General features: G+C 43.4%; 21 protein-coding genes. 10 read left to right on the top strand and 11 right to left on the bottom strand.

The genetic code is table 11. The annotated features are described in order from the left end of the window. Positions 1 to 115 precede the first annotated feature (115 nt). The 3 genes from htpG (at position 116) to hemH (ending at position 4,115) form a co-directional block, all read left to right on the top strand. On the top strand, positions 116 to 2,020 hold the full coding sequence (gene htpG, locus R7035_RS13925) for a molecular chaperone HtpG (protein WP_017819957.1): 1,905 nt from the start codon (positions 116 to 118) through the stop codon (positions 2,018 to 2,020). A gap of 320 nt (positions 2,021 to 2,340) precedes the next feature. After that, positions 2,341 to 2,985 (top strand): adenylate kinase, encoded by a 645-nt coding sequence (gene adk / locus R7035_RS13920; protein ID WP_005382094.1) that lies wholly within the window; start codon positions 2,341 to 2,343, stop codon positions 2,983 to 2,985. Positions 2,986 to 3,152: 167 nt separating this feature from the next. Further along, the gene (gene hemH, locus R7035_RS13915; protein WP_053307522.1) at positions 3,153 to 4,115 is read left to right on the top strand and encodes a ferrochelatase; all 963 of its coding nucleotides are present in this window, start codon (positions 3,153 to 3,155) and stop codon (positions 4,113 to 4,115) included. A gap of 49 nt (positions 4,116 to 4,164) precedes the next feature. Here the strand turns inward: hemH and R7035_RS13910 are convergent, their stop codons facing one another. After that, positions 4,165 to 5,553, bottom strand: a complete 1,389-nt coding sequence (locus tag R7035_RS13910) for a peptide MFS transporter (RefSeq protein WP_005382097.1) — start codon at positions 5,551 to 5,553, stop codon at positions 4,165 to 4,167. A gap of 333 nt (positions 5,554 to 5,886) precedes the next feature. On the opposite strand from R7035_RS13910, the gene rfaH reads away from it, so the two are divergent. Next, entirely contained in the window at positions 5,887 to 6,387 is a 501-nt protein-coding gene (gene rfaH / locus R7035_RS13905; protein ID WP_005382098.1) for a transcription/translation regulatory transformer protein RfaH, read from the top strand. Positions 6,388 to 6,501: 114 nt separating this feature from the next. Here the strand turns inward: rfaH and asnB are convergent, their stop codons facing one another. From asnB to nagA, 4 genes are all read right to left on the bottom strand, one after another. Beyond that, positions 6,502 to 8,166: an asparagine synthase B gene (gene asnB, locus R7035_RS13900; protein WP_005382100.1), complete on the bottom strand. Its 1,665-nt coding sequence runs from the start codon at positions 8,164 to 8,166 to the stop codon at positions 6,502 to 6,504. A 230-nt stretch (positions 8,167 to 8,396) separates the two neighbouring features. Next, on the bottom strand, positions 8,397 to 9,986 hold the full coding sequence (locus tag R7035_RS13895; RefSeq protein ID WP_005384981.1) for a cation:proton antiporter family protein: 1,590 nt from the start codon (positions 9,984 to 9,986) through the stop codon (positions 8,397 to 8,399). A gap of 81 nt (positions 9,987 to 10,067) precedes the next feature. Continuing rightward, positions 10,068 to 11,282 (bottom strand): DNA-binding transcriptional regulator NagC, encoded by a 1,215-nt coding sequence (gene nagC, locus R7035_RS13890; protein WP_025766988.1) that lies wholly within the window; start codon positions 11,280 to 11,282, stop codon positions 10,068 to 10,070. A gap of 2 nt (positions 11,283 to 11,284) precedes the next feature. Further along, the gene (gene nagA / locus R7035_RS13885) at positions 11,285 to 12,421 is read right to left on the bottom strand and encodes an N-acetylglucosamine-6-phosphate deacetylase (protein ID WP_025766987.1); all 1,137 of its coding nucleotides are present in this window, start codon (positions 12,419 to 12,421) and stop codon (positions 11,285 to 11,287) included. Between the two features lie 489 nt (positions 12,422 to 12,910). On the opposite strand from nagA, the gene nagE reads away from it, so the two are divergent. Beyond that, on the top strand, positions 12,911 to 14,404 hold the full coding sequence (nagE, locus tag R7035_RS13880; RefSeq protein ID WP_005384985.1) for an N-acetylglucosamine-specific PTS transporter subunit IIBC: 1,494 nt from the start codon (positions 12,911 to 12,913) through the stop codon (positions 14,402 to 14,404). A 276-nt stretch (positions 14,405 to 14,680) separates the two neighbouring features. Continuing rightward, on the top strand, positions 14,681 to 16,351 hold the full coding sequence (gene glnS, locus R7035_RS13875; RefSeq protein WP_005382124.1) for a glutamine--tRNA ligase: 1,671 nt from the start codon (positions 14,681 to 14,683) through the stop codon (positions 16,349 to 16,351). 222 nt (positions 16,352 to 16,573) lie between these two features. On the opposite strand, the gene fcrX is transcribed toward glnS, so the two are convergent. Beyond that, entirely contained in the window at positions 16,574 to 17,023 is a 450-nt protein-coding gene (fcrX, locus tag R7035_RS13870) for a ferric iron uptake transcriptional regulator FcrX (protein ID WP_005382141.1), read from the bottom strand. A gap of 200 nt (positions 17,024 to 17,223) precedes the next feature. On the opposite strand from fcrX, the gene R7035_RS13865 reads away from it, so the two are divergent. Further along, entirely contained in the window at positions 17,224 to 17,727 is a 504-nt protein-coding gene (locus R7035_RS13865; protein WP_005382144.1) for a DUF4442 domain-containing protein, read from the top strand. A 52-nt stretch (positions 17,728 to 17,779) separates the two neighbouring features. On the opposite strand, the gene fldA is transcribed toward R7035_RS13865, so the two are convergent. The 3 genes from fldA to R7035_RS13850 form a co-directional block, all read right to left on the bottom strand. Next, positions 17,780 to 18,313, bottom strand: a complete 534-nt coding sequence (gene fldA, locus R7035_RS13860; protein ID WP_005382146.1) for a flavodoxin FldA — start codon at positions 18,311 to 18,313, stop codon at positions 17,780 to 17,782. A gap of 48 nt (positions 18,314 to 18,361) precedes the next feature. After that, positions 18,362 to 18,583, bottom strand: a complete 222-nt coding sequence (locus R7035_RS13855) for a DUF2788 domain-containing protein (RefSeq protein WP_005393038.1) — start codon at positions 18,581 to 18,583, stop codon at positions 18,362 to 18,364. A gap of 112 nt (positions 18,584 to 18,695) precedes the next feature. Beyond that, positions 18,696 to 19,463 (bottom strand): alpha/beta fold hydrolase, encoded by a 768-nt coding sequence (locus tag R7035_RS13850; RefSeq protein WP_017819953.1) that lies wholly within the window; start codon positions 19,461 to 19,463, stop codon positions 18,696 to 18,698. Positions 19,464 to 19,555: 92 nt separating this feature from the next. On the opposite strand from R7035_RS13850, the gene seqA reads away from it, so the two are divergent. Both seqA and pgm read left to right on the top strand, forming a co-directional pair. Further along, positions 19,556 to 20,098 carry a replication initiation negative regulator SeqA gene (gene seqA / locus R7035_RS13845; protein WP_005382149.1) on the top strand — a complete coding sequence of 181 codons (543 nt, stop codon included), beginning with the start codon at positions 19,556 to 19,558 and terminating at the stop codon, positions 20,096 to 20,098. Positions 20,099 to 20,190: 92 nt separating this feature from the next. Then, entirely contained in the window at positions 20,191 to 21,837 is a 1,647-nt protein-coding gene (gene pgm, locus R7035_RS13840) for a phosphoglucomutase (alpha-D-glucose-1,6-bisphosphate-dependent) (RefSeq protein ID WP_025766986.1), read from the top strand. A 61-nt stretch (positions 21,838 to 21,898) separates the two neighbouring features. On the opposite strand, the gene R7035_RS13835 is transcribed toward pgm, so the two are convergent. Then, entirely contained in the window at positions 21,899 to 22,672 is a 774-nt protein-coding gene (locus tag R7035_RS13835; RefSeq protein ID WP_186584424.1) for a DUF1853 family protein, read from the bottom strand. Positions 22,673 to 22,904: 232 nt separating this feature from the next. Here R7035_RS13835 and R7035_RS13830 point away from each other — a divergent pair, with 232 nt between their 5' ends. Then, entirely contained in the window at positions 22,905 to 23,663 is a 759-nt protein-coding gene (locus tag R7035_RS13830; RefSeq protein WP_005382162.1) for a Nif3-like dinuclear metal center hexameric protein, read from the top strand. A 92-nt stretch (positions 23,664 to 23,755) separates the two neighbouring features. Here the strand turns inward: R7035_RS13830 and R7035_RS13825 are convergent, their stop codons facing one another. Then, positions 23,756 to 25,045, bottom strand: coding sequence for a citrate synthase (locus R7035_RS13825; protein ID WP_005382163.1), 1,290 nt, complete (start codon positions 25,043 to 25,045; stop codon positions 23,756 to 23,758). Between the last annotated feature and the right edge of the window lie 209 nt (positions 25,046 to 25,254).

Here is a 25,254-nt window from a genome sequence, read left to right as displayed (position 1 = left end):
AATTTACATTTGTCAGCCACATGTTAAATGACATCTCGGTAAGGTGATTTCAAGGGGAAAGTCACAAACTTGTCCCTATGAAAAAGCCAATTAGTTTAGATGTTATGGAGCACACATGAGCGAAACCGTATCTCAAAATAAAGAAACTCGTGGTTTTCAATCAGAAGTAAAACAACTACTGCATTTAATGATCCATTCTCTTTATTCAAATAAAGAGATCTTTTTGCGCGAGCTGATCTCTAACGCATCAGATGCATCAGACAAACTGCGCTTTCAGGCGTTATCTAACCCAGATCTATACGAAGGTAATGCAGACCTTTGCGTGAAACTGTCGTTTGATGAAAGCGCAAATACCTTAACCATTTCTGATAACGGTATCGGTATGAGCCGTGATGATGTGATTGAGCACTTAGGAACAATCGCAAAATCTGGTACAGCTGAGTTTTTCTCAAAGCTATCTGAAGAGCAGAGCAAAGACTCTCAGCTTATTGGTCAGTTTGGTGTTGGTTTCTACTCGGCATTTATCGTTGCTGACGCCGTTACCGTGCGCACTCGCGCTGCGGGTCTAGCCGCTGATGAAGCGGTACAATGGCACTCAGCGGGTGAAGGTGAGTACACCATCGAAAACATTACCAAAGAGTCACGTGGTACCGACATCATTCTTCATATGCGTGAAGAGGGTAAAGAGTTTTTGAATGAGTGGCGTCTACGTGACGTTATCAGTAAGTACTCTGATCACATCGGCATTCCTGTTTCAATCCAAACTGTCGTTCGTGATGACGAAGGCAAGGAAACAGATGAGAAAAAGTGGGAGCAAATCAACAAAGCCCAAGCACTGTGGACGCGTAACAAATCTGATATTTCAGAAGAAGAGTATCAAGAGTTCTACAAGCACGTATCACATGACTTTGCCGATCCATTGGTCTGGAGTCATAACCGTGTAGAAGGTAAAAACGACTACACGAGCTTACTATACATCCCATCGAAAGCACCTTGGGATATGATGAACCGCGACCACAAATCAGGCTTGAAACTGTACGTACAGCGCGTATTCATTATGGACGATGCAGAGCAATTTATGCCGTCATACTTACGCTTCGTACGTGGTTTAATAGACTCAAACGATTTACCGCTAAACGTATCGCGTGAGATTTTACAAGACAATAAAGTGACTCAGTCTCTACGTAATGCTTGTACTAAGCGCGTGCTAACGATGCTCGAGCGTATGGCCAAGAATGACGAAGAGAAATACCAATCATTCTGGAAAGAGTTTGGTCTTGTGATGAAAGAGGGCCCTGCGGAGGACTTTGCTAACAAAGAGAAAGTTGCAGGTTTATTGCGCTTTGCTTCAACTGAAGTGGACTCTTCAGAGCAAACTGTGGGCTTGGCGTCTTACGTTGAGCGCATGAAAGAAGGTCAAGATAAGATCTACTACTTGACGGCAGACAGCTATGCAGCTGCGAAAAACAGCCCTCACTTAGAACAGTTCAAAGCGAAAGGCATTGAAGTTATTTTGATGTACGACCGCATTGATGAGTGGCTGATGAACTACTTAACTGAGTTTGATGGTAAACAGTTCCAGTCAATCACTAAAGCTGGGCTTGATCTAAGTCAGTTTGAAGATGAAGCAGAAAAAGAGAAGCAAAAAGAAACCGAAGAAGAGTTCAAGTCGGTTGTAGAGCGCACGAAGTCTTACCTAGGCGATCGTGTGAAAGAAGTTCGTACGACCTTCAAACTCGCATCTACGCCTGCTGTTGTGGTAACGGACGATTACGAAATGGGCACTCAAATGGCGAAGCTTCTTGCGGCAGCTGGTCAAGCTGTGCCGGAAGTGAAATACATCTTTGAGCTAAACCCTGAGCACGAATTGGTTAAGCGTATGGCTGACGAAGCCGATGAAGAAGCGTTTGGTCGCTGGGTTGAAGTTCTGCTTGGTCAGGCAATGCTAGCGGAGCGAGGCTCTATTGAGGATCCAACAGAGTTCTTAGGAGCCGTTAATCAACTTTTGACTAAGGTGTAATAACCTCTGCAAATCAAAAAGCTCGCATTTCGCGAGCTTTTTGTTTGTTGTCGCAAAATTTTGCATCTCAAGTGCTGAGTTAATAATCAATAGGGCGTGAAAGAGGGTACTGTTAACATTCTTTAGTCTTAATACACTCTTTGCTCAGAGAACCTGTGATAGAATCTGCGACTTGAATGTGAGTAATAAGGCGTGTATTTTTGCTCGCCTATATACGTTATACCGAAACTTATCGTTGCAGGTGCTTCTCAGGTTTGATGTCTAAGAGGTCAGCTATTGTGAGCTTCGGTATAAATCTTAAATATTAAAGAGGATAAATCATGCGCATCATTCTTCTAGGTGCTCCAGGTGCAGGTAAAGGCACACAAGCAAACTTCATCATGGAAAAATACGGTATTCCACAAATCTCTACTGGTGATATGCTTCGTGCTGCTATCAAAGCAGGTACAGAGCTTGGTAAACAAGCTAAAGCTGTTATTGACGCTGGTCAGCTAGTTTCTGATGAAATCATCCTTGGTCTTATCAAAGAGCGCATCGCTCAAGAAGACTGTGCAAACGGTTTCCTACTAGATGGTTTCCCACGTACTATCCCTCAAGCTGACGGCCTAAAAGAAATGGGCGTAGACGTAGACTACGTTATCGAATTTGACGTTGCAGACGATGTGATTGTTGAGCGTATGGCTGGTCGTCGTGCTCACCTTCCTTCTGGTCGTACTTACCACGTGGTTTACAACCCGCCTAAAGTGGAAGGTAAAGATGATGTAACTGGTGAAGATCTTGTTGTTCGTGATGACGACAAAGAAGAAACAGTACGTGCTCGTCTAGGTGTTTACCACGAGCAAACTGCACCGCTAATCAACTACTACGGCAAAGAAGCTGAAGCAGGAAAGACTAAGTACCTTAAGTTTGATGGTACTAAGCAAGTAGCTGAAGTTAGTGCGGATATCGAGAAAGCACTATCTTAATTTGCTGAAGTCAAAAATTTAATATTTTGATATATTGAAAGCGGCCCAAGTGGTCGCTTTTTTTAGTTTACTCGTAAACATATATCTAATTAACTTCAGCTCGGCTATTCGTTACTTCGAGGTTACTTAAATATATGAACCAAGCCGTTTACCATGAATAGGATGTTATGAAAGAGAATAATAAACAGGGTGTACTCCTAGTTAACCTGGGAACTCCTGACGCACCAACCGCTCCTGCCGTAAAGCGCTTTTTAAGTCAGTTTCTTCATGATCACCGAGTGGTAGACATGACTCGATGGCTTTGGTGTCCACTATTGCACGGCGTTATCCTTCCTATCCGAGCTCCTAAAGTTGCCAAACTCTATCAATCAGTATGGATGGAAGAGGGCTCGCCGTTGATGGTGTACTCTAAACGCCAAACGGAAAAGTTGGCACAAAAGCTTGATATACCTGTAGAGCTTGGTATGACGTATGGTAACCCAAGTTTGCAATCAGGCTTTGAAGCCCTATTGGCGCAAGGCGTTGATGAAGTCATTGTTTTACCTTTGTATCCGCAATACTCGGGCACAACAACGGCAGCGGTTTCTGACGGAATCACTAAAGCATTTAAGAACCTGCCTGTGATGCCAGGCTTTATCTTTATTCGTGATTATTACAATCACCCAAAATATATTGAAGCGTTAGCGCACTCAGTTCGTGAACATTGGCAAAAGAATGGTCAAGGAGATTACCTGCTGTGTTCTTATCATGGTATTCCAAAACGCTATGCTGACAATGGTGATGTTTACCCACAGCATTGTGAAGAGACGACTCGCTTGCTTGGGGAAGCGTTAGGTTTAAGCGAACAACAAATTGGCATGACGTATCAGTCCCGATTTGGGAGAGAAGAGTGGCTTCAACCTTATACCGATAAGACCCTAGAGGCACTTCCTGCAAAGGGTGTGAAAAATATTAATGTTGTGACCCCTGCATTTTCGTCAGATTGTTTAGAGACGTTGGAAGAGATCTCGGAAGAGTGTAAAGAGATTTTCCTTGAAGCAGGTGGTGAAAACTTTACCTACATCCCTTGTTTGAACGACAGTGCACTTCATATCGAGATGATGGTTGAGTTAGTTCAATCTAAACTTTAGATACAAAAAAGGGTCGCAATAGCGACCCTTTCTACGTTTAGTTGAGCGATCAAGCAACTTGTACTTGCTGCTCTTCTACTTGCTCTGCCGTGCTGTGCGTATTTTCAGCGCCATGCATCCAGCGAACGAGTGTATTAGAGAATAGGAGCAAAATTACGCCACTTACGGTTGCACTGACCGCAATACCACTAAAGATAGCCATAGCGCCTAACTCGCCTACGTGAGAGCCCACATAGCCCGCAACATAGTTAGCAATCGCATTACAGCCAAACCATGCACCCATCATAAGTGAAGCTAAGCGAAGCGGTGCTAATTTAGTCACCAATGAAAGACCAATTGGTGATAAACACAGCTCGCCTAATGTGTGGAAGAAGAAAGCGCCGACCAACCATAACATCGATGTTTTTACTGTTGTATCTCCACCTTGTTCTAGCACTGCGCCAACCATACAAAGGAAACCAATCGCCAAGAAAAATAGTGCCATCGCAAACTTCACTGGCGAAGTAGGTTCACGTTTACCCAATTTTACCCAAAGGACAGCCAGAACTGGCGCTAGAGTAATAATGAAAAATGGGTTTAGTGATTGGAACCACGCAGCAGGAACTTCGAAACCACCAATCATGCGATCAGTATATTGTTGAGTGTAGATGTTCATCAGACCACCAGCTTGTTCAAAGCCTGCCCAGAAGACAATAGTGAATAAGCTCATGACCAGAATTACTTTTAGTCGATTCACTTCTTCTTTGGTGAGTGGCTGCTTCGTGGTGGCGTTTTTGTTGTTTAGATCTCGTTTCGCCGCTGGTTCGCGACCAATATCACCAAGCCATGATTGAGCCAGTACCATTTGCATCACTAGGCTAACCAGCATACCCACACCAGCGGCAACAAAGCCTGCTTTCCAACCGTAAGAGGTTGTCACAGAGCCAGAAACGACGCCGGCAAGTAATGCACCTAAGTTGATACCCATATAAAAGATAGTGAATGCGCCGTCACGACGGTTGTCACCTTCTTGATAAAGGTCGCCAACCATGGTTGAGATATTTGGCTTAAAGAGACCGTTACCAGTGATAAGTAGGCCAAGACCTAAATAGAAACTGTGTAGCGAACCAATACCTAAAGCATCAGCAGGAAGTGCAAGAGTAAACTGGCCGATGGCCATTAACGCGCCACCAAGCAAAATTGAGCGACGTTGACCTAAATAGTTATCTGCTAGGTAACCACCAATAAGAGGCGTGATATACACAAGCCCTGTGTATATGCCGTATAGGTCTAATGCGTCTTTGGTTGACCAGCCAAGGCCGCCGTTCATTGTTGTATCGGTGAGGTAAAGCACGAGAATGGCACGCATTGCGTAGTAAGAAAAGCGTTCCCACAGTTCTGTACCGAACAATAAGAACAGGCCACGTGGATGACCAAAATATTGATGTTGGTTTGACATAAGCTCTTCTAATAATAGTTATTACATTTTTTAACGACTTCTACGTATACAATGCAATTCAACGAGTGACAAATAATAAAATTTTGCCATTCAACTATTTTTGTTTGTTAAGTGGCTGTTTTTGATTGGATTTGCAGATTATATGATGGTGTATTGGTTGTGTTACAAACTTAATTTCCATTTTTGCCTATGGACTTCTTTATCGTAAGTTACTGAAAAATGTCGTTAATGCGAGCGATGTATAATCATACTTTTATAGATAAACTGAATATCAATGACTCAACTTTGGCTTAATGCTAGGATAAAAACAAAATAGAATTGGCTAGTAAAAAGATGAAACGTTGGTATCTACTTTATTGTAAACGTGGGGAGCAGGTTAGGGCGAAACAACACCTTGAAAATCAAGGTGTAGAGTGCTTTTATCCAACTGTAGAAGTTGAGAAGATTTTGCGCGGTAAAAGACAAAAAGTCGAGGAACCGCTGTTTCCTTGTTACGTATTCGCTTACTTTGATTATGAGCAAGGGCCAAACTTCACCTCAGTCCGCTCTACTCGAGGTGTTGTTGACTTTGTGCGTTTTGGTGCTCAACCGAAAGAAGTTCAAGGTGACTTGGTCTTCGAATTGATGCAGCTAGAAAAGTGTTGTAATGACAATACCGTTTCTGAATGTATGCCAAAACCAGGCGATCAAATTAGAGTTAAAAGCGGTCAATTTGCGGGCATAGATGCCATCTTCCAAGAACAAGATGGTGAGAAACGCTCAATTATGCTAGTTCAGATGATCACCAAGCGTGTGCCTGTCAGCATAGACAATAGTGATTTAGATTTAAAATAGCCTAATTCCATCAAACATAAAAAGAGGTGCAAAGCACCTCTTTTTGATCGTATCTAATTTTCTGTCTGTTTTAAAAGGGTTGGACGAACCGACCCTTATCTTTATCGTAGAGAATTAGTATGAGTCGTTGTGAACGGTCTGTACTGCACGACCTGATGGGTCAACACAGTTTTGGAACGATTCATCCCATTCAATCGCCTTCGCTGAAGAACACGCTACTGAAGGGCCTCCTGGTACACACTCTGCTGCTGATGGAAGTGGGAATAACTCTTCAAAGATTTCACGGTACACGTAGCCTTCTTTTGTCGTTGGCGTGTTGTATGGGAATCGATATTGAGCTGTTTCCATCTGCTGGTCTGTCACTTTCTGTTCCGCGACTTCTTTCAGCGTATCGATCCAGCTGTAGCCAACGCCATCAGAGAATTGCTCTTTTTGACGCCATGCGATCGATTCTGGCAGGTAGTGCTCGAAGCACTCACGAAGGATGTGTTTCTCCATTTTACCGTTGCCACACATCTTGTCTGCTGGGTTCAAGCGCATTGCTACATCTATGAATTCTTTATCTAGGAAAGGTACGCGTCCTTCAACTCCCCATGCTGCCAGCGACTTGTTAGCACGAGCACAGTCGAACATGTTCAGAGCAAGCAGTTTACGCACTGTCTCCTCGTGGAACTCTTTCGCGTTTGGCGCCTTGTGGAAGTAAAGGTAGCCACCAAAGATTTCGTCAGCGCCCTCACCAGACAATACCATCTTGATACCCATCGCTTTGATCTTACGACCCATTAAGAACATAGGTGTTGATGCGCGGATAGTCGTCACGTCATACGTTTCAATGTGGTAAATCACGTCACGAATCGCGTCCAAACCTTCTTGAATCGTGTACGTCATTTCGTGGTGAACGGTACCAATTTGGTCGGCAACTTCACGAGCTGCTTTCAGGTCAGGCGCGCCTTCTAGGCCAACCGCAAAAGAGTGCAGTTGAGGCCACCAAGCTTCAGACTTTTCATCATCTTCAATACGCATCGCTGCAAAGCGTTTTGCTACCGCAGATGTAATAGAAGAATCTAGACCGCCCGAAAGAAGCACACCGTAAGGCACGTCAGTCATTAGTTGGCGTTTAACAGCCGCTTCTAGCGCTTCCGTCAATTCTTCTTTGCTAGTGCTGTTACCTTGTACTGCTGCGTACTCGTTCCAGTCACGAACATAGTAACGTGTTGGCTGAGTATCTTTAGAGCTGTAGTAGCTACCAGGAGGAAATTCACTTACTGTTTTACATACTGGAACAAGAGCCTTCATCTCTGATGCCACATAGTAGTTACCATGCTCATCGTGACCTTGATAAAGAGGGATAATACCAATATGGTCACGGCCGACTAAATACTCATCTTTTTCTTCGTCGTAGAGCACAAAAGCGAAAATACCGTTTAGTTCTTCAAGGAGATCTGCACCCATATCTTGGTAAAGTGCAAGAATGACTTCACAGTCTGAATCGGTTTGAAATTCGTACTTTCCTTCGTAACGAGCACGAATTTCTTTATGGTTGTAGATTTCACCATTGACGGCAAGGATGAGCTTCTTATCAGGGCTGTATAGCGGCTGTGCACCACTATTTAGACCAACAATCGCCAAGCGCTCGTGCGCTAAAATAGCACGCTCTGAAGAGTAAATCCCAGACCAGTCTGGGCCACGGTGACGAAGTTTTTTCGACATCTCTAATGCGATAGGGCGCAATGCGGCTGCATCGCTTTTAATGTCTAAAATGCCAAATACTGAACACATACTACATCCTTACTAAACTAAACAATTTCTAATCGGTATGGTTTAAATTTGCCATTACTAATAAAAAAAGCAACGTTTTGTGATTAAAAAAATGATAAAAGGCCTTTTTGTATGGAAAATATTTAACTAAACCGTTGTTTTGGTGAATGAGATCAAGGTTTGGTATAAAAACTATACAAAAAAGGCTTTCTATCAATAGAAAGCCTTCCGAAAAATATCAGTGCTGTTGCTTATTTAATTGGTGTGAATTTAGGTTGAAGTTGTTTACAGACGTGTCGAGCAAAACCGCTACCAGCTTCACTATAAATATTGAATGCTGCGTCAACGCCATTTTCAAGTAAGCCTTCCAATTGATCTGGGTATTCGGCGATAGCGGCAATTTGCCCCTTATATTTTCTGCGTTTAAGCTGCTCAAGTGCTGTTTGGTTACCTTGATGATGTGGCATTGCAAGCAGAACCAGTTTTACATGACCTGTATCTAAAATTCGCTCCCAGAAATCCGGGTCGGTGGCATCACCAGAAATCACATTTCTTCCTTCTGAACGATGATGATGTGCAGCGTCTTCACGAATTTCTATACCCAATGAAATTTTGCCATAGCGTGAACGTAGCTCATCATAAGCGCCCGTTCCAATACGCCCCATACCTAAGATCAATACTTGGGCATGACCTGGGTTGATGAGTTGGTCGCGTTGATTGAGCTTTTCTACCGCTGTCTCTTGCAGCCACTTACCTGAATGTTGATAAATTTTATGGCTAAGGCGGTTAAGTGGCGCGGAAATTACAAAGGATACCGACACCGCAACCGCAATCGCAGCAAGCATATCACTTGGCATCCAGCCCATTTTATAGGCCAACCCAGCAACAATAAGACCAAACTCACTGTAGTTAAATAGTGATAAAGAGGCGAGCAAAGAGGTACGTACTCGAAACTTAAAATGATTAATAGTGACGAAGTACAAGAGTCCTTTGATTGGTAGCAGTAAGATAAATAGCAGGGCGAGAACGACGCCATTCACGCTCAATGAGGCGGATAAACCAATGTTCAAAAAGAAGCAGACTAAAAAGAGCTCCTTCATATTGAATAATGACTTGGATAGTTCTGAGGCTTTTGGGTGACCTGCGAGTAGCATGCCTAAAATTAGCGCGCCCAAGTCTGGTTTCATCCCGACCAACTCGAATAGCCCAGCACCGACAACAAGCGCGAAGAAAATACCGAATAGCACCAGCATTTCGCCGTGGCCAACTTTATCGAGCAGCTTATAGAATAGGGGACGAAGGAAAGGCAGTGCGAACAAACCGATGGCATACCATTCTGGGACTTTTCCGGTTGAAGCAGTCAGGAATACTACGGCAAAAATATCTTGCATAACCAAGATACCGATCGCGAGTGTGCCGTAGGTCGCGTTCATTTCGCCTTTTTCTTGCAATGCTTTTACGGCAAAAACGGTACTAGAGAACGATAGTGCAAAAGCTAAAAGCAGGATTTGGCTGCCGTCCATACTGGCTAGCGAAGTCAAGCCCAGTAGTTTTAAGCCGGATAACGCTAGGGCAAAAAAAGCGGTAGAGAGTATGTTGTGGGCGGTTGCCCCTCCCCATATTTCTTTGGACAGCAGGGTTTTTACATCGAGTTTGAGTCCAATAGTAAACAGAAGAAGAGTAACACCAAGATCTGCGAGAGTGACAATAACGTCATTGCTTTGGTAACCAAATGCATGCAAGCCAAATCCAGCTAGTAGAAAACCAACGAGGGGAGGGAGGCTGCATTTAAGCGCAATAAAACCAGCTAAAAAAGCGGCTGTAATTAGAATAATTTCCATACTGTTGAGCTGTATTCCTGATATACAAAAACGGGCTGTGAAAACACAGCCCGAGATTGTAACTCAATTGGTTGTATAAACTTAGTCTTCCAGTAACTTTTGTAACAAAACTCCGTTTAGCATAGCGCGTTTAATCATCGCAAATGCGCCCATCGTTGGCTGCTTATCAATGTGAGAAGCCACGATAGGGAGGTCGTTATGGAAAGTTTTAAGAGATTGATTCTCTACGTTGCGTTGAATTGCAGGGAAAACAATATCTTGTGCTGCAGTAATATCGCCAGCAATTACAATTTTCTGTGGATTAAATAAGTTAACCGTAATCGCAATCGCTTTACCTAGCTGGTTGCCCACTCGCACTAAACTCTGTTTCGCAAGTTCATCACCATTCATTGCGTGCTGACATACCGCTTCAATTGTGATGTTTTCAAGGTCGGTTAAGCTTGATTCGTATCCTTGAGTAATCAGTTGCTTCACTCGTTGAATAATCGCTGGGTTTGCAGCTACGGTTTCTAAACAGCCAAAGTTTCCACATTGGCATTGCTCACCAAGCGGGTCAATTTGGATATGACCAATTTCACCGACGTTGCGGTTAAAACCAAGAAAAACCTGGCCGTTAACGATAATACCTGCGCCAGTACCGCGGTGGACGCTAACCAAAATAGAATCCTGGCAGTCTTGGCTTGCTCCAAAGTAGTGCTCAGCCAACGCCATGCCACGTACGTCGTTGCCAACAAAGCATGCTGTATTAAACTTCTCTCCAACAATTTCACCGAGAGCAAGATTATCGATATCGGTATTAGGCATGTATTCGACCACGCCAGTTGTTGGGTTAACAAGGCCCGGTAAAGTGATGCCGATAGCGATGAGTTGATCAATTTTGTCTTCGCAACGGTTTACGAAATCTTTTAATAAATCGATAAGTCCTGCGATTAAGTCTGCTTGGTTAGTGTAGTGCAGTTCATGCTGATCTTCTGCCAGCGCGGTACCACCTAAATCGTATAAACTGAACTGTACGTAATCTCGACCTAAGCGAACGGCAATCGAATGAAAAGGTTTGACTTCAGTAGTCAAAGAGATCGCACGACGACCACCAGTTGAAGCTTGTTGGGCGACCTCCTTAATAAGGCCGCGCTCTAAAAGTTGGCGGGTTATTTTGGTAACACTAGCAGGCGCGAGCTGACTCACGTCCGCGACTTGAATACGGGAGATAGGACCTTGCTGATCAATCAGCCTATATACCGCAGCGCTGTTAAGCTGTTTTACTAAATCTACATTACCAATCTGTCCGCCATTCATGCTTAATTTTGCTCGTATTGTCCGTTAACAACCGTCGCTTTTACTTTAAAGTCACGATCGAAAATAGTCAGGTTTGCAACCATCCCTTTTCGAACTCGGCCAAGGCGATCCTCAACACCAATTGCTGTTGCTGGGTATAACGTGGCCATTCGTAGAGCTTCGTCTAAAGCGATCCCCGCGTGCTCAACTGAATTCTGAACTGCTTCAATCATTGTCAAAGCTGAGCCGCCTAGCGTGCCATTTTCATCAACACACTTACCATCTCGGTAATATACTTTCTTACCGACAAAAATAAAGTGATCAATGTTAGCACCTGCTGGAGCTGTGGCATCCGTCACCAAAACAAGCTTTTCACCTTTGATTTTATGAGCAATTCGGATGTTTGCGTAGTCGACGTGAAAACCATCAGCAATAATGCCAGCATATACGTCAGGAGTATCGTAAATTGCACCAACAACTCCTGGTTCACGACCAACCATTGGTGTCATTGCATTAAAGAGGTGTGTAGCAAAAGTAATGCCTGCTTCAAAGCTTTTACGTGCTTCGGCGTAGGTTGCATTTGTGTGGCCAATTGAAACTACGATGCCAGCAGCCTTTAATCGCGCAATATGCTCTGGGTCGTTATGCTCAGGTGCTAGTGTTACTTTCGCTACGATATCGGCGTTTGTGCAGATAAGGTCGATCATGCTTTCGTCTGATGGGCGAATAAAATCTACGTTATGGATGCCTTTTTTCGCGACGTTAAGGTAAGGACCTTCGAGGTGTAAACCAAGCGATTGATTTTGATACTTGTTGTGGTACTCACGAGCTGCGGCAATTGCAGTTCGCATATCTTCATCAGATGACGTAATGAGTGTTGGCAGGAAGCTAGTACAGCCAGATTTGAGGTTTGCCTGGTGCATGATTTGCATGGTTTCAGGGGTAATTGCATCGTTTAGCATTACACCGCCACAACCGTTCAACTGCAGATCGATAAAGCCTGGACTTAGATTAGCGCCTGCAAGGTCTTTTAGTTCGATGCTTTGAGGTAGCTCAGAAACCGGCACAATAGATTGAATAAGATCGTTTTCGATGATGACCGCATGATCGGTAAGAACATCACTACCGGTATAAATTTTACAGTTACTTAGCGCGTACATAGTCAGCTAGTCCTTATAGATGAGAATTCAATTTCTATATCGTTATCTAAGTAGAGACTGCTTCAGTCATATGGGTACTTAGTTTGTATCACTGAATTAGATAACGAGTCACATACAGCAAGTCGCGTTTTATCGATGTTATTGTCATAGTAACTAACTGAAAAGTAATAATTGTATGGTTTTTTATGATTCTTTTTCAGAGCAAAGTTACAGTGATTTACCCGCCTAGATACCAAAATAACACTGATTCTGCCTTGCATAAAGTGCGAGAATATTATCTTTAAAACGCCATTTTTTCGTATAATAAAATAAGTTTTATGATCTCGCTAGCAAAAACCTTCCGAAAGGGCAAATTGTGGTGATTATGATCACAAACGGTGAGCTTTTAATTTGCGGAGCAAAATTAATATCATAAACTTAGGATGACTAAATTGGACGGCTGAAATAAGTCATTCAACATAACATCTAATCCTATAGGGGGAACTTAAGGTGAACATTCTCGGATACTTCCAGAAGGTGGGTAAGGCGCTTATGGTGCCGGTTGCCACACTTCCTGCAGCAGCAATACTCATGGGTATTGGCTACTGGATCGACCCAAATGGCTGGGGCGCAAACAGTGCACTTGCTGCATTTCTTATTAAAGCTGGTGCAGCGATCATTGACAACATGTCAGTATTGTTCGCTGTTGGTGTTGCTTACGGAATGTCTAAAGACAAAGATGGCGCCGCTGCACTTTCAGGCTTCGTGGGCTTCTTAGTTGTCACAACGCTTTTGGCCCCTGGTGCAGTATCACAAATTCAAGGCATTGACCCAAGTGAAGTACCTGCTGCATTTGGTAAAATCAATAACCAGTTCGTAGGTATCTTGGTTGGTATTGTTTCTGCTGAGTTGTACAACCGTTTTTCTCACGTAGAGCTGCACAAAGCACTGGCGTTTTTCTCTGGTAAGCGTCTTGTACCTATCCTAACGTCTTTTGCTGGTATCGTTATTGCGTTCATCCTGATGTACGTTTGGCCATCAGTTTACGGCGGTCTGGTCAGTTTTGGAGAAAGCATTCAAGGTATGGGTGAAGCAGGTGCAGGTGTTTATGCATTCTTCAACCGTCTTCTAATTCCTGTTGGTCTGCACCATGCACTAAACTCAGTGTTCTGGTTTGATGTTGCTGGTATTAATGACATTCCAAACTTCCTTGGCGGTGCGAAATCATTAGCTGAAGGCACGGCAACGGTAGGTGTTACAGGGATGTACCAAGCGGGCTTCTTCCCAATCATGATGTTTGGTTTACCAGGCGCTGCTCTAGCGATGTACCATACTGCGAAATCAAAGAATAAAGAGAAAGTGGCATCTATCATGATTGCGGCTGCGTTTGCTTCATTCTTTACAGGTGTAACAGAACCACTTGAATTTGCATTCATGTTCCTTGCTCCAGGACTGTACGTTCTTCACGCAGCGCTGACTGGTCTATCAGTTTATATCGCGGCATCAATGCAGTGGATTGCAGGTTTCGGTTTCTCTGCTGGTTTAGTCGACTTAGTATTGTCGACTCGTAACCCGCTAGCGGTAAACTGGTACATGCTCATTGTACAAGGTCTTGGTTTCTTTGCGGTTTACTACTTCGTGTTCCGTACCGTGATTGTTAAGTTTGGCCTTAAAACACCGGGACGTGAAGATGATGAAGAAGCTTCATCTAACGTGGCTGGATCAAGCAATTCTTCAGAGCTTGCTCGTCAGTACTTGAAAGCACTTGGCGGTCATGACAACCTAAGTTCTATCGATGCCTGTATTACTCGTTTGCGCCTTTCTGTGAAAGATATGAGCGTTATCAATGAGAAAACTCTGAAAGATCTTGGAGCTATGGGAGTTGTGAAGCTAGGTACAAACAACCTACAAGTTATCCTTGGTCCACTAGCAGAGATTGTTGCTGGTGAGATGAAGAATGTATCTAAAGATGAAGACTTAAGTGGTGTTCAGCTACCAGCTTAACTGTTTAATAGTGGTGTGATTGTTTGTTATTGGTATTGCAAACAATTGATACTACAACATCGCAAAAGGCCTCCGCAGGAGGCCTTTTTTAGTTTAGGCCCTTTGAATCTGCTTTGCTTTCACGCTAACTCGATAAATATTGTCGTTTTAGAGCGAGTTCTTGTTGTCTAATTGCTTAGAATTGTGGATCATTAGGAACAATGTACTCTGTGAAACCATACTTGGATACAGGGTTCCGTTTTCTCTGACAATACTAATATTTTTGAGGTGCTATAGATGAGTGAAGCTGATGCTCGTCCATCAAACTTTATTCGCCAGATCATTGATAAAGATCTAGCGGATGGTAAACACACTAGCGTGCATACTCGATTCCCGCCGGAGCCAAATGGCTACCTGCATATCGGTCATGCTAAGTCTATCTGTTTGAACTTCGGTATTGCTCAGGACTACCAGGGTCAATGTAATCTGCGTTTCGACGATACAAACCCTGAAAAAGAAGACATCGAATACGTTGAGTCTATCAAGAAAGATGTAAACTGGTTGGGCTTTGAGTGGAGTGGTGAAGTATGTTACTCATCAAACTACTTCGATAAGCTTTACGAATATGCAATTGAATTGATTAACAAAGGCTTAGCGTACGTAGATGAGCTAAGTCCAGAGCAAATTCGTGAATACCGCGGCACACTAAAGGCGCCAGGTAAACCAAGTCCATACCGTGACCGTTCTGTTGAAGAGAACTTGGCGTTGTTTGAAAAAATGCGCGCTGGTGAATTTGAAGAAGGTAAAGCGTGTCTTCGTGCTAAAATCGACATGGGTTCTTCATTCATGGTCATGCGCGATCCAGTTTTATACCGAGTGCGTTTTGCTACGCACCACCAAACTGGTGATAAGTGGTGCATTTACCCAATGTACGACTTTACGCACTGTATTTCTGATGCATTAGAAGGCATTACGCACTCTATTTGTACGCTTGAATTCATGGATAACCGTCGTCTGTACGATTGGGTTCTAGACAACATCACGATCGAAAGCCGTCCACATCAATACGAGTTCAGTCGTTTAAACCTTGAATACACAGTGATGTCTAAGCGTAAGCTTAACCAGCTAGTTACTGAAAAACTGGTTAATGGTTGGGATGATCCACGTATGCCGACTGTCTCAGGTCTGCGTCGTCGTGGCTTCACACCTGCATCTATTCGTGAGTTTTGTAAGCGTATTGGTGTAACGAAGCAAGAAAATATGATCGAGTTTAGTTCATTAGAATCTTGTATTCGTGATGACCTAAACGAGAACGCTCCGCGTGCAATGGCTGTACTGGATCCTGTTAAAGTTGTTATCGAAAACTTTGAAGCAGGCGCAGTAGAAAACTTGACAGTTGCCAACCACCCAAATAAACCTGAAATGGGCGTGCGTGAAGTGCCATTCACGCGTGAATTGTGGATTGAGCGTGAAGACTTCCGTGAAGAAGCGAACAAAAAGTACAAGCGTTTAGTGCTAGGTAAAGAAGTTCGTTTACGTGGTGCTTACGTGATCAAAGCTGAGCGCGTTGAAAAAGATGCCGAAGGCAACATCACAACGATCTTCTGTTCTTACGATGCAGATACGCTAGGTAAAAACCCAGCAGATGGTCGTAAAGTGAAAGGCGTTATTCATTGGGTGTCAGCTGATAAAGCTCTTCCTGCGGAAATTCGTCTGTACGATCGTTTATTTACGGTGCCAAACCCAGGCGCAGCGGAAGATTTTGCTTCTACTATCAACCCTGAATCATTAGTTGTGATCAATGGCTTCGTCGAGCCTAGCCTAGCTTCTGCAGAAGCAGAAAAAGGTTACCAGTTTGAACGTATGGGTTACTTCTGTGCAGACTCGAAAGACTCTTCAGCAGATAATCTAGTATTCAACCGCACGGTTGGTCTACGTGATACCTGGGCAAAAATTGAGAATCAATAATCTCAATTAATGCTGAGAACGATGAAAAAATGCCAGCAAACGCTGGCATTTTTTATACCTAATCCCACAGAGTGCTATATAGATGTGCAAAACTGTGGAGAAAAAAGATGGGTGTTTAGTAGCTTTTGTTCTGTAACCAAAGTACTGACGTCTAAGGTTCTGACTTCTAGAAACAAAAAACGCCAGCATGTGCTGACGTTTACTTTTTAAATTAACAAACCCTTATTTTTTCGGTTTGTGTGCATCTGGATTGTCTTTACAACCACCATCGCTACACTTGCCGTACAAGTATAAGCTGTGGTTTGTTAGTGTGACATTGTACTTAGCTGCAATCTCTTTTTGACGTTCTTCAATAAGATCGTCAGAAAATTCAATTACCTCACCACAGTCTAGGCACACTAGGTGGTCGTGGTGATGTTGAGTCGATAATTCGAAGACTGACTTTCCACCTTCAAAGTGGTGGCGAGTTACAATACCAGCATCGTCGAACTGGTTTAGAACTCGGTAAACAGTTGCTAGGCCAATTTCTTCACCTAGATCAATCAACTTTTTGTACAAATCTTCAGCACTGATGTGCTGGCAGTCTGGCTGCTGAAGTACTTCTAGAATTTTTAGCCTCGGAAGGGTTACTTTTAAACCCGCATCCTTCAGCGCCTGATTATTATCTGACATATACTTTCCCGTTGGATCATCTGCAGCGATTTAACAGAATTCAATCTTCCTACCATTATAGGATAAGCGTTCGGAACATTAAACCACGAACTTCAAAGGGTTAATAGAATCTTTTTGTAAATTAGAAACAGGTCCATTATATTACAGCTCTGACCAGTTACAATTGTGTAACATTAAGCTTGGAGAGGGCAGGGATAGCGATGAATAGGCGACTAGCGAAGATATACAAACCAGGAATTGTAAAGTTCGCACTCAATATTTGGCCTCCTTTTTGGGGGGCGGGTATTAAAATCTTACATATTTCTCAAGACTTCCGTACTGTAAAGGTACGTTTAAAGCTTCGCTGGTGGAATAAAAATGCCAATCGCACCCAATATGGCGGCAGTATTTTCTCTTTAACTGATCCTATTTACTCGTTGATGCTGATGGGGATTCTACGAGAGGAATATTATGTGTGGGATAAAGAGGCAAGCATTAACTTTATTAAGCCGGGGCAAAGTGATTTGTTTGCAGAATTTGAGGTCACTGAAGGGATGCTGGAAAACATTTATCAAATGACACGGAATGGAGAAAAGTGTTTTCCTGAGTTTATTACTCATGTAAAAGATAAACAGGGGAATGTGGTTTCAGAGGTTCAACGCAAGCTTTATGTAAGAAAGAAACCTCAGTATCGCGAAGAGGAAGTACTTACCGATGCTGTGTGACAATACATACAAAAAGACCTCCAAGTGGAGGTCTTTGCATCATTCAATTTGATTAGCCTTCTAGCTCAGCTAAACACATCTCTTCATAGATCTGTTTAACCCAGCTTTCAACACGCTCGTCAGTCAATTCTGGTTGGCGGTCTTCATCAATACATAGACCTACGAATTGGCTTTCGTCACCTTCAACAAGTGCTTTAGACGCTTCAAATTCGTAGCCTTCTGTCGAGGTATGGCCAAGAATTGTGCCGCCTTTAGACTCAACGATATCACGGACTGTGCCCATCGCGTCACAGAAGTATTCTGCGTAGTCTTCTTGGTCGCCACAGCCAAAGATAGCCACTAGCTTAGTAGAGAAGTCGATTTGCTCAAGTTCAGGGAAGAAGTCATCCCAATCACATTGTGCTTCGCCGTAGTACCAAGTTGGGATACCTAGAAGAAGAAGATCGAAGTTATCAATGTCTTCTTTGCTGCTTTTCGCGATGTCTTGAACGTGAACTAGATGTTTACCTAGTTGCTTTTGAATCATCTTTGCAACGGCTTCAGTATTACCTGTGTCGCTACCGAAGAAGATACCTACACTTGCCATAGAGTCTATACCTTTACATTGTTTGTTATTGGCGATGCTACTAAGGGTTTAACCTAACCCTGAGCCTTCCCAAGTTAGCTGAATTACACCTTTTGCAATAAAGCCAGCACAGCCTAGGAAAAGGACTAACCACACAATACGACGACCAAAAACAGGTACATTGCCTTGCTTTAGCACATCTTTTATCGCCATCCCGATGAAAAAAAAGATAGCAGCAAAAAGAAGATCGAGCCCAATAGACTCGAGCATATCCATATAGTCGTAAAGCATTTTAGCCCTTCATGCCGAAAAATCTTGGGCGCACTATACCACTGTTAAACGGTAAAGTTAATGCACTACAAGAAGGGTTATTTCAATAATCTAGTGTTGCTTTTCGAATTTGTTAACTCGAAATGTATTTTCGAATGACTCTCATTACTTCTGTCGGTTTCTCGGCGTGTAACCAGTGACCAGTGCCAGCGATAATGTGTGCTTTAGCATGGTTAAATTGTCGCTTCACTGCCGGCTGATGTTCTGGCATTAAGTAGTCAGAGTCGCCGCCTTTGATAAATAAAGTTGGGATATCTGTTGGTGTGATTTCTTGCCAGCCAATAATTTGGTCATAATTCTCAAAAAGGCTCGGTACGTTAAACCGCCAATCCATCTTATCGCCATTTTTGTACAGTGATTTAGAGAGAAATTGTCTTACACCATCGAGTTCAATATGTTGAGCTAGGATATCCATGGCTTGCTGTCGATTTGCTGGTTTTTCATTAATAACAGCATGTAAGCCGTTAAAAACATTATCGTGACGGTTCGTAGTGTAGGCTACAGGCGCCATGTCGAGAACGACTAACTGCTTGACTACATTTGGAGCAATGTCCACAAGAGCCATCGCGACTTTTCCGCCCATGGAGTGACCAATAACAATAGATGGCTCAACGTTTAAGTGCTGAAGGAGCTGAGCCACATCTTTTGCCATATCGGTATAGTTATGGACTTCGGAGTGGAAAGAGAGGCCGTGATTTCTCAGATCAATACTGATCACCGTGTGATCTTTAATAAGATCGCGGGCGAGTAGACCCAGATTACTTAAACTACCAAACAATCCGTGAATCAAAACAACTGTTTGGCCTTGGCCTTCCTGCTTATAGTTGAGTAATGCTGACATTTTATCTTATTCGTGATGGGTTTAACGTGGAGTATCCGCGTGGATCTCGTTATAATCCCCCAGAGTTTAAACATTGAGAATGTGAAAAGCGAATGAAAACAATTGAGGTTGATGAGGATCTATACCGTTATATAGCTAGTCAAACTAAGCATATCGGTGAAAGCGCCTCGGATATTTTGCGACGCCTTTTAAACCTTGATGGTCAGTTGCAGGAAGCTAAAGCCGCGCCTGTAGTAGAGAAGCCACAAGGGATTGTAGTAAGTAAAGATGCGGGTAAAACGGAATCTGTTGATGTAGTGAAAGAAATGCGTTCGCTGCTTATTTCTGATGAGTTTGCCGGTCTAAAAAAAGCGATTGATCGCTTTATGTTGGTATTATCGACCTTACATAAATTGAATCCAGAAGGTTTCGCCCAGGCTACGAATGTAAAAGGACGCAAACGCGTGTACTTTGCAGATAATGAAGAAACCTTGCTAGCAAACGGTAATACGACCAAGCCAAAAGCCATTCCTGGCACACCGTTTTGGGTTATCACGAATAACAATACAAGTCGTAAAAGACAGATGGTTGAACAAGTGATGGCACACATGGGGTTCCAACCTGACTTAATAGAAAAAGTAACAGGTTCAATCTAAGAAACCTGATAGAAGCCTCATAATGCGTCGCAGTGAGCGGATATTATGAGGCTTTTTTAATTTTATTTGTATTTAAAGAAAGGATGTCAAACATGGCTATGCACCCTCGTGCTGGGCAAAAAGCGCAGCAGGAAGATCTTCACAATATCCCAGCACTCGTTGCTAACTACTTCTTACTTCAACCAGACGCGGCAAACGCAGAACACAAAGTTCAATTTGGTACTTCTGGCCACCGCGGTACTGCAGACAAGCACACTTTTAACGAAAACCACATTTTAGCGATCGCTCAAGCGGTAGCAGAAGTTCGTGCTGAGCAAGGCACAACTGGCCCGTTGTTTGTGGGTAAAGACACGCATGCGCTATCTGAGCCTGCTTTTTCAAGTGTGATTGAAGTATTGATTGCAAATGGTGTGAAAGTGATTGTCCAGCAAGACAACGGTTACACGCCAACACCGGGTATTTCACACGCGATTCTGACTTACAACATCAAACACGATGAAAAAGCAGACGGTATCGTTATTACCCCATCACATAACCCACCACAAGACGGCGGTATCAAATACAATCCGACACATGGTGGTCCTGCAGAAGCTGAGTTGACTCAAGCTATCGAAGATCGTGCGAACGAATTGATTGCTGAAGGTTTACAAGGTGTGAAACGCCTACCACTAGCAGAAGCAAAAGCATCGGATCTGTTTGTAGAGATGGACTTGGTGAAGCCATACATTGATGACCTGGTGAACGTTATCGATATGGAAGCAATCCAAAAAGCGAACCTGAAGATTGGTGTAGATCCATTGGGTGGCAGCGGTATCGATTACTGGCGTCAAATTGGTCAGGCATACAACCTAGACCTAACGCTAGTAAGTGAATCGATCGATCCTTCTTTCCAATTCATGTCGCTAGATAAAGACGGCGTTGTGCGTATGGACTGTTCTTCTCCTTACGCAATGGCGGGTCTATTGGCACTGAAAGACGAATACGATTTAGCATTTGGTAACGATCCTGACTACGACCGTCACGGTATCGTTACGCCAAAAGGTTTGATGAACCCGAACCACTTCTTAGCCGTTTGTATTGACTACTTGTACCGTCATCGTGACGCGTGGGGTAAAGACGTCGCTGTTGGTAAAACACTAGTTTCAAGTGCGCTGATTGACCGTGTTGTTGCGGATCTAGGTCGTGAGCTATGTGAAGTGCCTGTTGGTTTCAAATGGTTTGTAGACGGTCTGTACACTGGTAAGTTTGGTTTCGGCGGCGAAGAAAGTGCTGGTGCGTCTTTCCTTCGTAAAGATGGCACGCCTTGGTCAACAGACAAAGATGGCATCTTGCTATGCCTTCTAGCAGCAGAGATCACTGCGGTAACGGGTAAGAACCCTCAAGATTACTATGAAGAGCTAGCGGCGAAGCACGGTGAGTCGAAGTACAACCGTATTCAAGCTGTAGCAAATGGCCCACAAAAAGACGTATTGAAGAAGTTGTCACCAGAAATGGTTGCGGCTGAAACTCTAGCAGGTGATGCGATCACTGCTCGTCTAACGCATGCACCAGGCAATGGTGCTGCGATTGGTGGCCTTAAAGTAACGACAGCTAACGGTTGGTTCGCTGCTCGTCCATCAGGTACAGAAGATATCTACAAGATTTACTGTGAAAGCTTCAAAGGTGAAGAACATCTGAAACAAATCGAAGCTGAAGCACAAGAGATCGTTAATCAAGTGTTTGCAGCCGCTGGTTTGTAAAACATCCAATGGTCAATGTATCTAGCAAAGGGTTGATGTGAAAACATCAACCCTTTCATGTTTAAGTGCCCCGAACCGCTTTATCTCCGGGCCATGAATCTGGTACCACAAACCAGAATTGACCGTCTTCCGTTTGTGCGTGTATGAATCGATCTAAAGGCTTTTCAATAGGTTGAGAGAAATCATCTGTACCGGTCGCCCAGCATGGTTTATGTAAATGATAAAGGGGTTTACCAATTAAATCCCATTGACGTTGATAGCACCAGTAACCACTAATCTGACTTGGATTTAATTCATAACCCAAGCACTCCTTAGGAGTTGGCTCTGGAGTAAACGGATTAATATAGAGTCGTCCTTGCATCATTAGGCGCTCTTCTGGAGAGTCGTTTAAAGGAATTATTTTTTGAAATTCCGGGCGATCGCTCATTTTCAGCTGATGCGTGAGCATTCTATCCAATTTTGCATGTAACTGGTCGTGAGCATTCGGGCCATACCAAATGCCGTTGTAAAGAAGATAAAACTTAATCGCCACTTCCCAATGTTCTATCTGATTTGATTCTGTATTCCTCAATACCAAATCGACAGCACCAATGGTCTTACCTTCCGCGTCGTTTAACTGAATTTCTTCGGCAATAATCTGATATCGTCCTGAATTAGAAAGAGCCGCAGTGCATAGGTGCTGATATAAAAAACCCAGTCTCGGATTACCATTGTATTGTTCTGAGCTATTCAAAGGTTTGACCGAGACATCTTCTAAGGTTGCAAACGGAGGGCGTAACTTGAAAAGCGGAGGTGAAGTGGCGATCCATTGGTAAAAGCGTTGCAGTTGGTTCATCCGTATCCCTAAATCTATGGTGAGGCGACAAGCTTTGTTATTGTAACTAAATTTGCTTTTGAGGGTAGGGTGGCTAGCATCGATATTAGGGTTCGAGATACACTTTAAAGACCTAAATGATATCAAGGTGCCAGATGTCAAAAACGTTGCTGTATCAACTAGGTTGCACTCTTTCGTCTGATTCCATCGAGAGGTTATTTAGGTTTACATGCGCTAGAAATTGGAAGTAATAATGAATAACTTAAAGCTAGAACAGATTCTTAATGACAAACTGTCACCGCAGTTAATTAAAGATTACGCACCAAATGGGTTACAGGTAGAAGGGAAATCAGCGGTAAAGCGTGTTATCACTGGCGTAACCGCCTCTCAAGCCTTAATCGATAAAGCGATTGAGCTTAATGCAGACGCATTGCTTGTTCATCATGGCTATTTTTGGAAAGGTGAGCCTGAGCCAATTCGTGGCATGAAAGGTAAACGAATTCGTAGCCTGATCAAAAATGATATCAACTTATATGGTTATCACCTTCCTCTAGATATTCATCCAGAGCTAGGCAACAACGCTGAATTAGCTCGCTTACTTGAAATCGAAGTAGAAGGTGGGCTTGAAGGGCACCCTCAGTCAGTTGCTATGTTTGGGCGCTTGAAAAAGCCGATGTCTGGTGTTGAATTTGCGAGTAAGATCAACCAAGTTCTTGAAAGAGAGCCTCTGCATATCGCTCCAGAGAATACTGATAAGATGATTGAGACAGTCGGCTGGTGTACTGGTGGAGGGCAGGATTTCATTGAACTTGCTGTACAGCACGGGCTGGATGCATTTATCTCTGGAGAAATTTCAGAGCGCACCACTTATACTGCTCGTGAAATGGACATTCATTACTTTGCTGCAGGTCATCATGCTACTGAGCGTTATGGTGTTCAGGCCTTAGGCAAATGGCTAGCGGATGAATATGGCCTACATGTGGAGTTTATCGATATTGATAATCCGGTTTAGCGTTCTCCATTAATAACGTTAAACGCAAAAAAGAAAAAAGGGTTGAGACGAAAATCTCAACCCTTTTGTTTGTCTATCTTCGTACTAAAAGATCATTCACGTTCGTGAAGTGGAGAAAACTCACGTTGTGTTTCGCCAGTGTATAGCTGACGAGGACGACCGATGCGGTTCAGTGGATCGCTGTGCATTTCGTTCCAGTGAGCAATCCAGCCGATGGTACGAGAAATCGCGAAGATAACCGTAAACATAGAAACTGGAATACCAATCGCTTTAAGAATGATACCTGAGTAGAAGTCTACGTTCGGGTACAGCTTCTTAGACACGAAGTACTCATCAGAAAGTGCAATGCGCTCAAGTTCCATTGCAACGTCTAGCAGAGGGTCTTGAATGTTTAGCTCTTTGAGAACTTCATGACACGTTTCGCGCATTACTGTCGCACGTGGGTCGTAGTTCTTGTAAACGCGGTGACCAAAGCCCATTAAGCGGAATGGGTCATCTTTGTCTTTCGCGCGGTCTACATATTCAGGGATGTTATCGACGCTGCCAATCTCTTCTAGCATTCTCAAGCAGGCTTCGTTTGCACCACCGTGAGCAGGCCCCCAAAGGGATGCAATACCAGCGGCAATACATGCAAATGGGTTCGCACCAGAAGAGCCAGCTAGGCGTACAGTTGATGTCGACGCATTCTGTTCGTGATCCGCGTGTAGAGTGAAAATCTTATCCATCGCACGGGCAACCACAGGATTTACTTCATATTCTTCGCAAGGGTTTGCGAACATCATATGCAAGAAGTTCTCAGCGTAGCTAAGGTCGTTACGAGGGTAAATAAATGGCTGACCGATAGAGTATTTGTAACACATCGCCGCCAGTGTTGGCATTTTTGACAGCAGACGGTACGCTGCAATTTCGCGGTGTTCGTCGTTGTTAATGTCAAGAGAGTCGTGATAGAAGGCTGCAAGTGCTCCAACTACACCACACATTACCGCCATTGGATGAGCATCGCGTCGGAAGCCATGGAAAAAGCTTGCGATTTGCTCGTGTACCATTGTGTGACGAGTAACGGTCGTTTTGAATTGCTCGTATTGTTCTCGGGTAGGGGCTTCACCATAAAGAAGGATGTAACATACTTCTAAGTAATCTGCGTTATTGGCTAATTGATCAATCGGGAAACCGCGGTGCAAAAGAATACCTTTGCCGCCATCGATGTACGTGATTGATGATTCACAAGATGCAGTGGCAAGAAAACCTGGGTCAAAAGTAAAGTAACCATTGGCTCCCAGCTTACGAACGTCAATTACAGGTGTACCTAGCGTACCGTCCATAATTGGCAGTTCGATTGGCGCTTGACCTTCAACATGAAGGGTCGCTTTCTTATCCGCCATAACAATCTCCTTTGTTTATTATTTAATCCGTCCAGGATGTTTATGTGCCATTTTTGTACTGTTGTTAAAGCTTAAAGTCAATTTTTCTCCATCTTTGTGTGCACTTGTTATGATTTTTCTCATGAAAATCGTTAAAAATCTGTTCTATGTAGCATAATTTGTTACACCAATTGTATTAGAATGTTGCTCGCCGTATATTGGCAAAGAAA

Origin of the sequence: Vibrio sp. 1731 (assembly GCF_033339955.1) — a bacterium.
Lineage (GTDB): Bacteria > Pseudomonadota > Gammaproteobacteria > Enterobacterales > Vibrionaceae > Vibrio > Vibrio alginolyticus.
The sequence above is the reverse complement of the archived record's forward strand: the minus strand, read 5'-3'. Positions and strand labels throughout refer to the sequence as shown.

What these genes read in the sequence shown, in the direction of transcription:
- fcrX (WP_005382141.1), bottom strand. Translation starts at nt 17,023, where the DNA reads ATGTCAGATAATAATCAGGCGCTGAAGGATGCGGGTTTAAAAGTAACC.
- fldA (WP_005382146.1), bottom strand. Translation starts at nt 18,313, where the DNA reads ATGGCAAGTGTAGGTATCTTCTTCGGTAGCGACACAGGTAATACTGAA.
- R7035_RS13825 (WP_005382163.1), bottom strand. Translation starts at nt 25,045, where the DNA reads ATGGCGGATAAGAAAGCGACCCTTCATGTTGAAGGTCAAGCGCCAATC.
- rfaH (WP_005382098.1), top strand. Translation starts at nt 5,887, where the DNA reads ATGAAACGTTGGTATCTACTTTATTGTAAACGTGGGGAGCAGGTTAGG.
- R7035_RS13910 (WP_005382097.1), bottom strand. Translation starts at nt 5,553, where the DNA reads ATGTCAAACCAACATCAATATTTTGGTCATCCACGTGGCCTGTTCTTA.
- R7035_RS13850 (WP_017819953.1), bottom strand. Translation starts at nt 19,463, where the DNA reads ATGTCAGCATTACTCAACTATAAGCAGGAAGGCCAAGGCCAAACAGTT.
- pgm (WP_025766986.1), top strand. Translation starts at nt 20,191, where the DNA reads ATGGCTATGCACCCTCGTGCTGGGCAAAAAGCGCAGCAGGAAGATCTT.
- nagC (WP_025766988.1), bottom strand. Translation starts at nt 11,282, where the DNA reads ATGAATGGCGGACAGATTGGTAATGTAGATTTAGTAAAACAGCTTAAC.
- nagA (WP_025766987.1), bottom strand. Translation starts at nt 12,421, where the DNA reads ATGTACGCGCTAAGTAACTGTAAAATTTATACCGGTAGTGATGTTCTT.
- R7035_RS13830 (WP_005382162.1), top strand. Translation starts at nt 22,905, where the DNA reads ATGAATAACTTAAAGCTAGAACAGATTCTTAATGACAAACTGTCACCG.
- adk (WP_005382094.1), top strand. Translation starts at nt 2,341, where the DNA reads ATGCGCATCATTCTTCTAGGTGCTCCAGGTGCAGGTAAAGGCACACAA.
- R7035_RS13855 (WP_005393038.1), bottom strand. Translation starts at nt 18,583, where the DNA reads ATGCTTTACGACTATATGGATATGCTCGAGTCTATTGGGCTCGATCTT.
- seqA (WP_005382149.1), top strand. Translation starts at nt 19,556, where the DNA reads ATGAAAACAATTGAGGTTGATGAGGATCTATACCGTTATATAGCTAGT.
- hemH (WP_053307522.1), top strand. Translation starts at nt 3,153, where the DNA reads ATGAAAGAGAATAATAAACAGGGTGTACTCCTAGTTAACCTGGGAACT.
- glnS (WP_005382124.1), top strand. Translation starts at nt 14,681, where the DNA reads ATGAGTGAAGCTGATGCTCGTCCATCAAACTTTATTCGCCAGATCATT.
- htpG (WP_017819957.1), top strand. Translation starts at nt 116, where the DNA reads ATGAGCGAAACCGTATCTCAAAATAAAGAAACTCGTGGTTTTCAATCA.
- R7035_RS13835 (WP_186584424.1), bottom strand. Translation starts at nt 22,672, where the DNA reads ATGAACCAACTGCAACGCTTTTACCAATGGATCGCCACTTCACCTCCG.
- R7035_RS13895 (WP_005384981.1), bottom strand. Translation starts at nt 9,986, where the DNA reads ATGGAAATTATTCTAATTACAGCCGCTTTTTTAGCTGGTTTTATTGCG.
- R7035_RS13865 (WP_005382144.1), top strand. Translation starts at nt 17,224, where the DNA reads ATGAATAGGCGACTAGCGAAGATATACAAACCAGGAATTGTAAAGTTC.
- asnB (WP_005382100.1), bottom strand. Translation starts at nt 8,166, where the DNA reads ATGTGTTCAGTATTTGGCATTTTAGACATTAAAAGCGATGCAGCCGCA.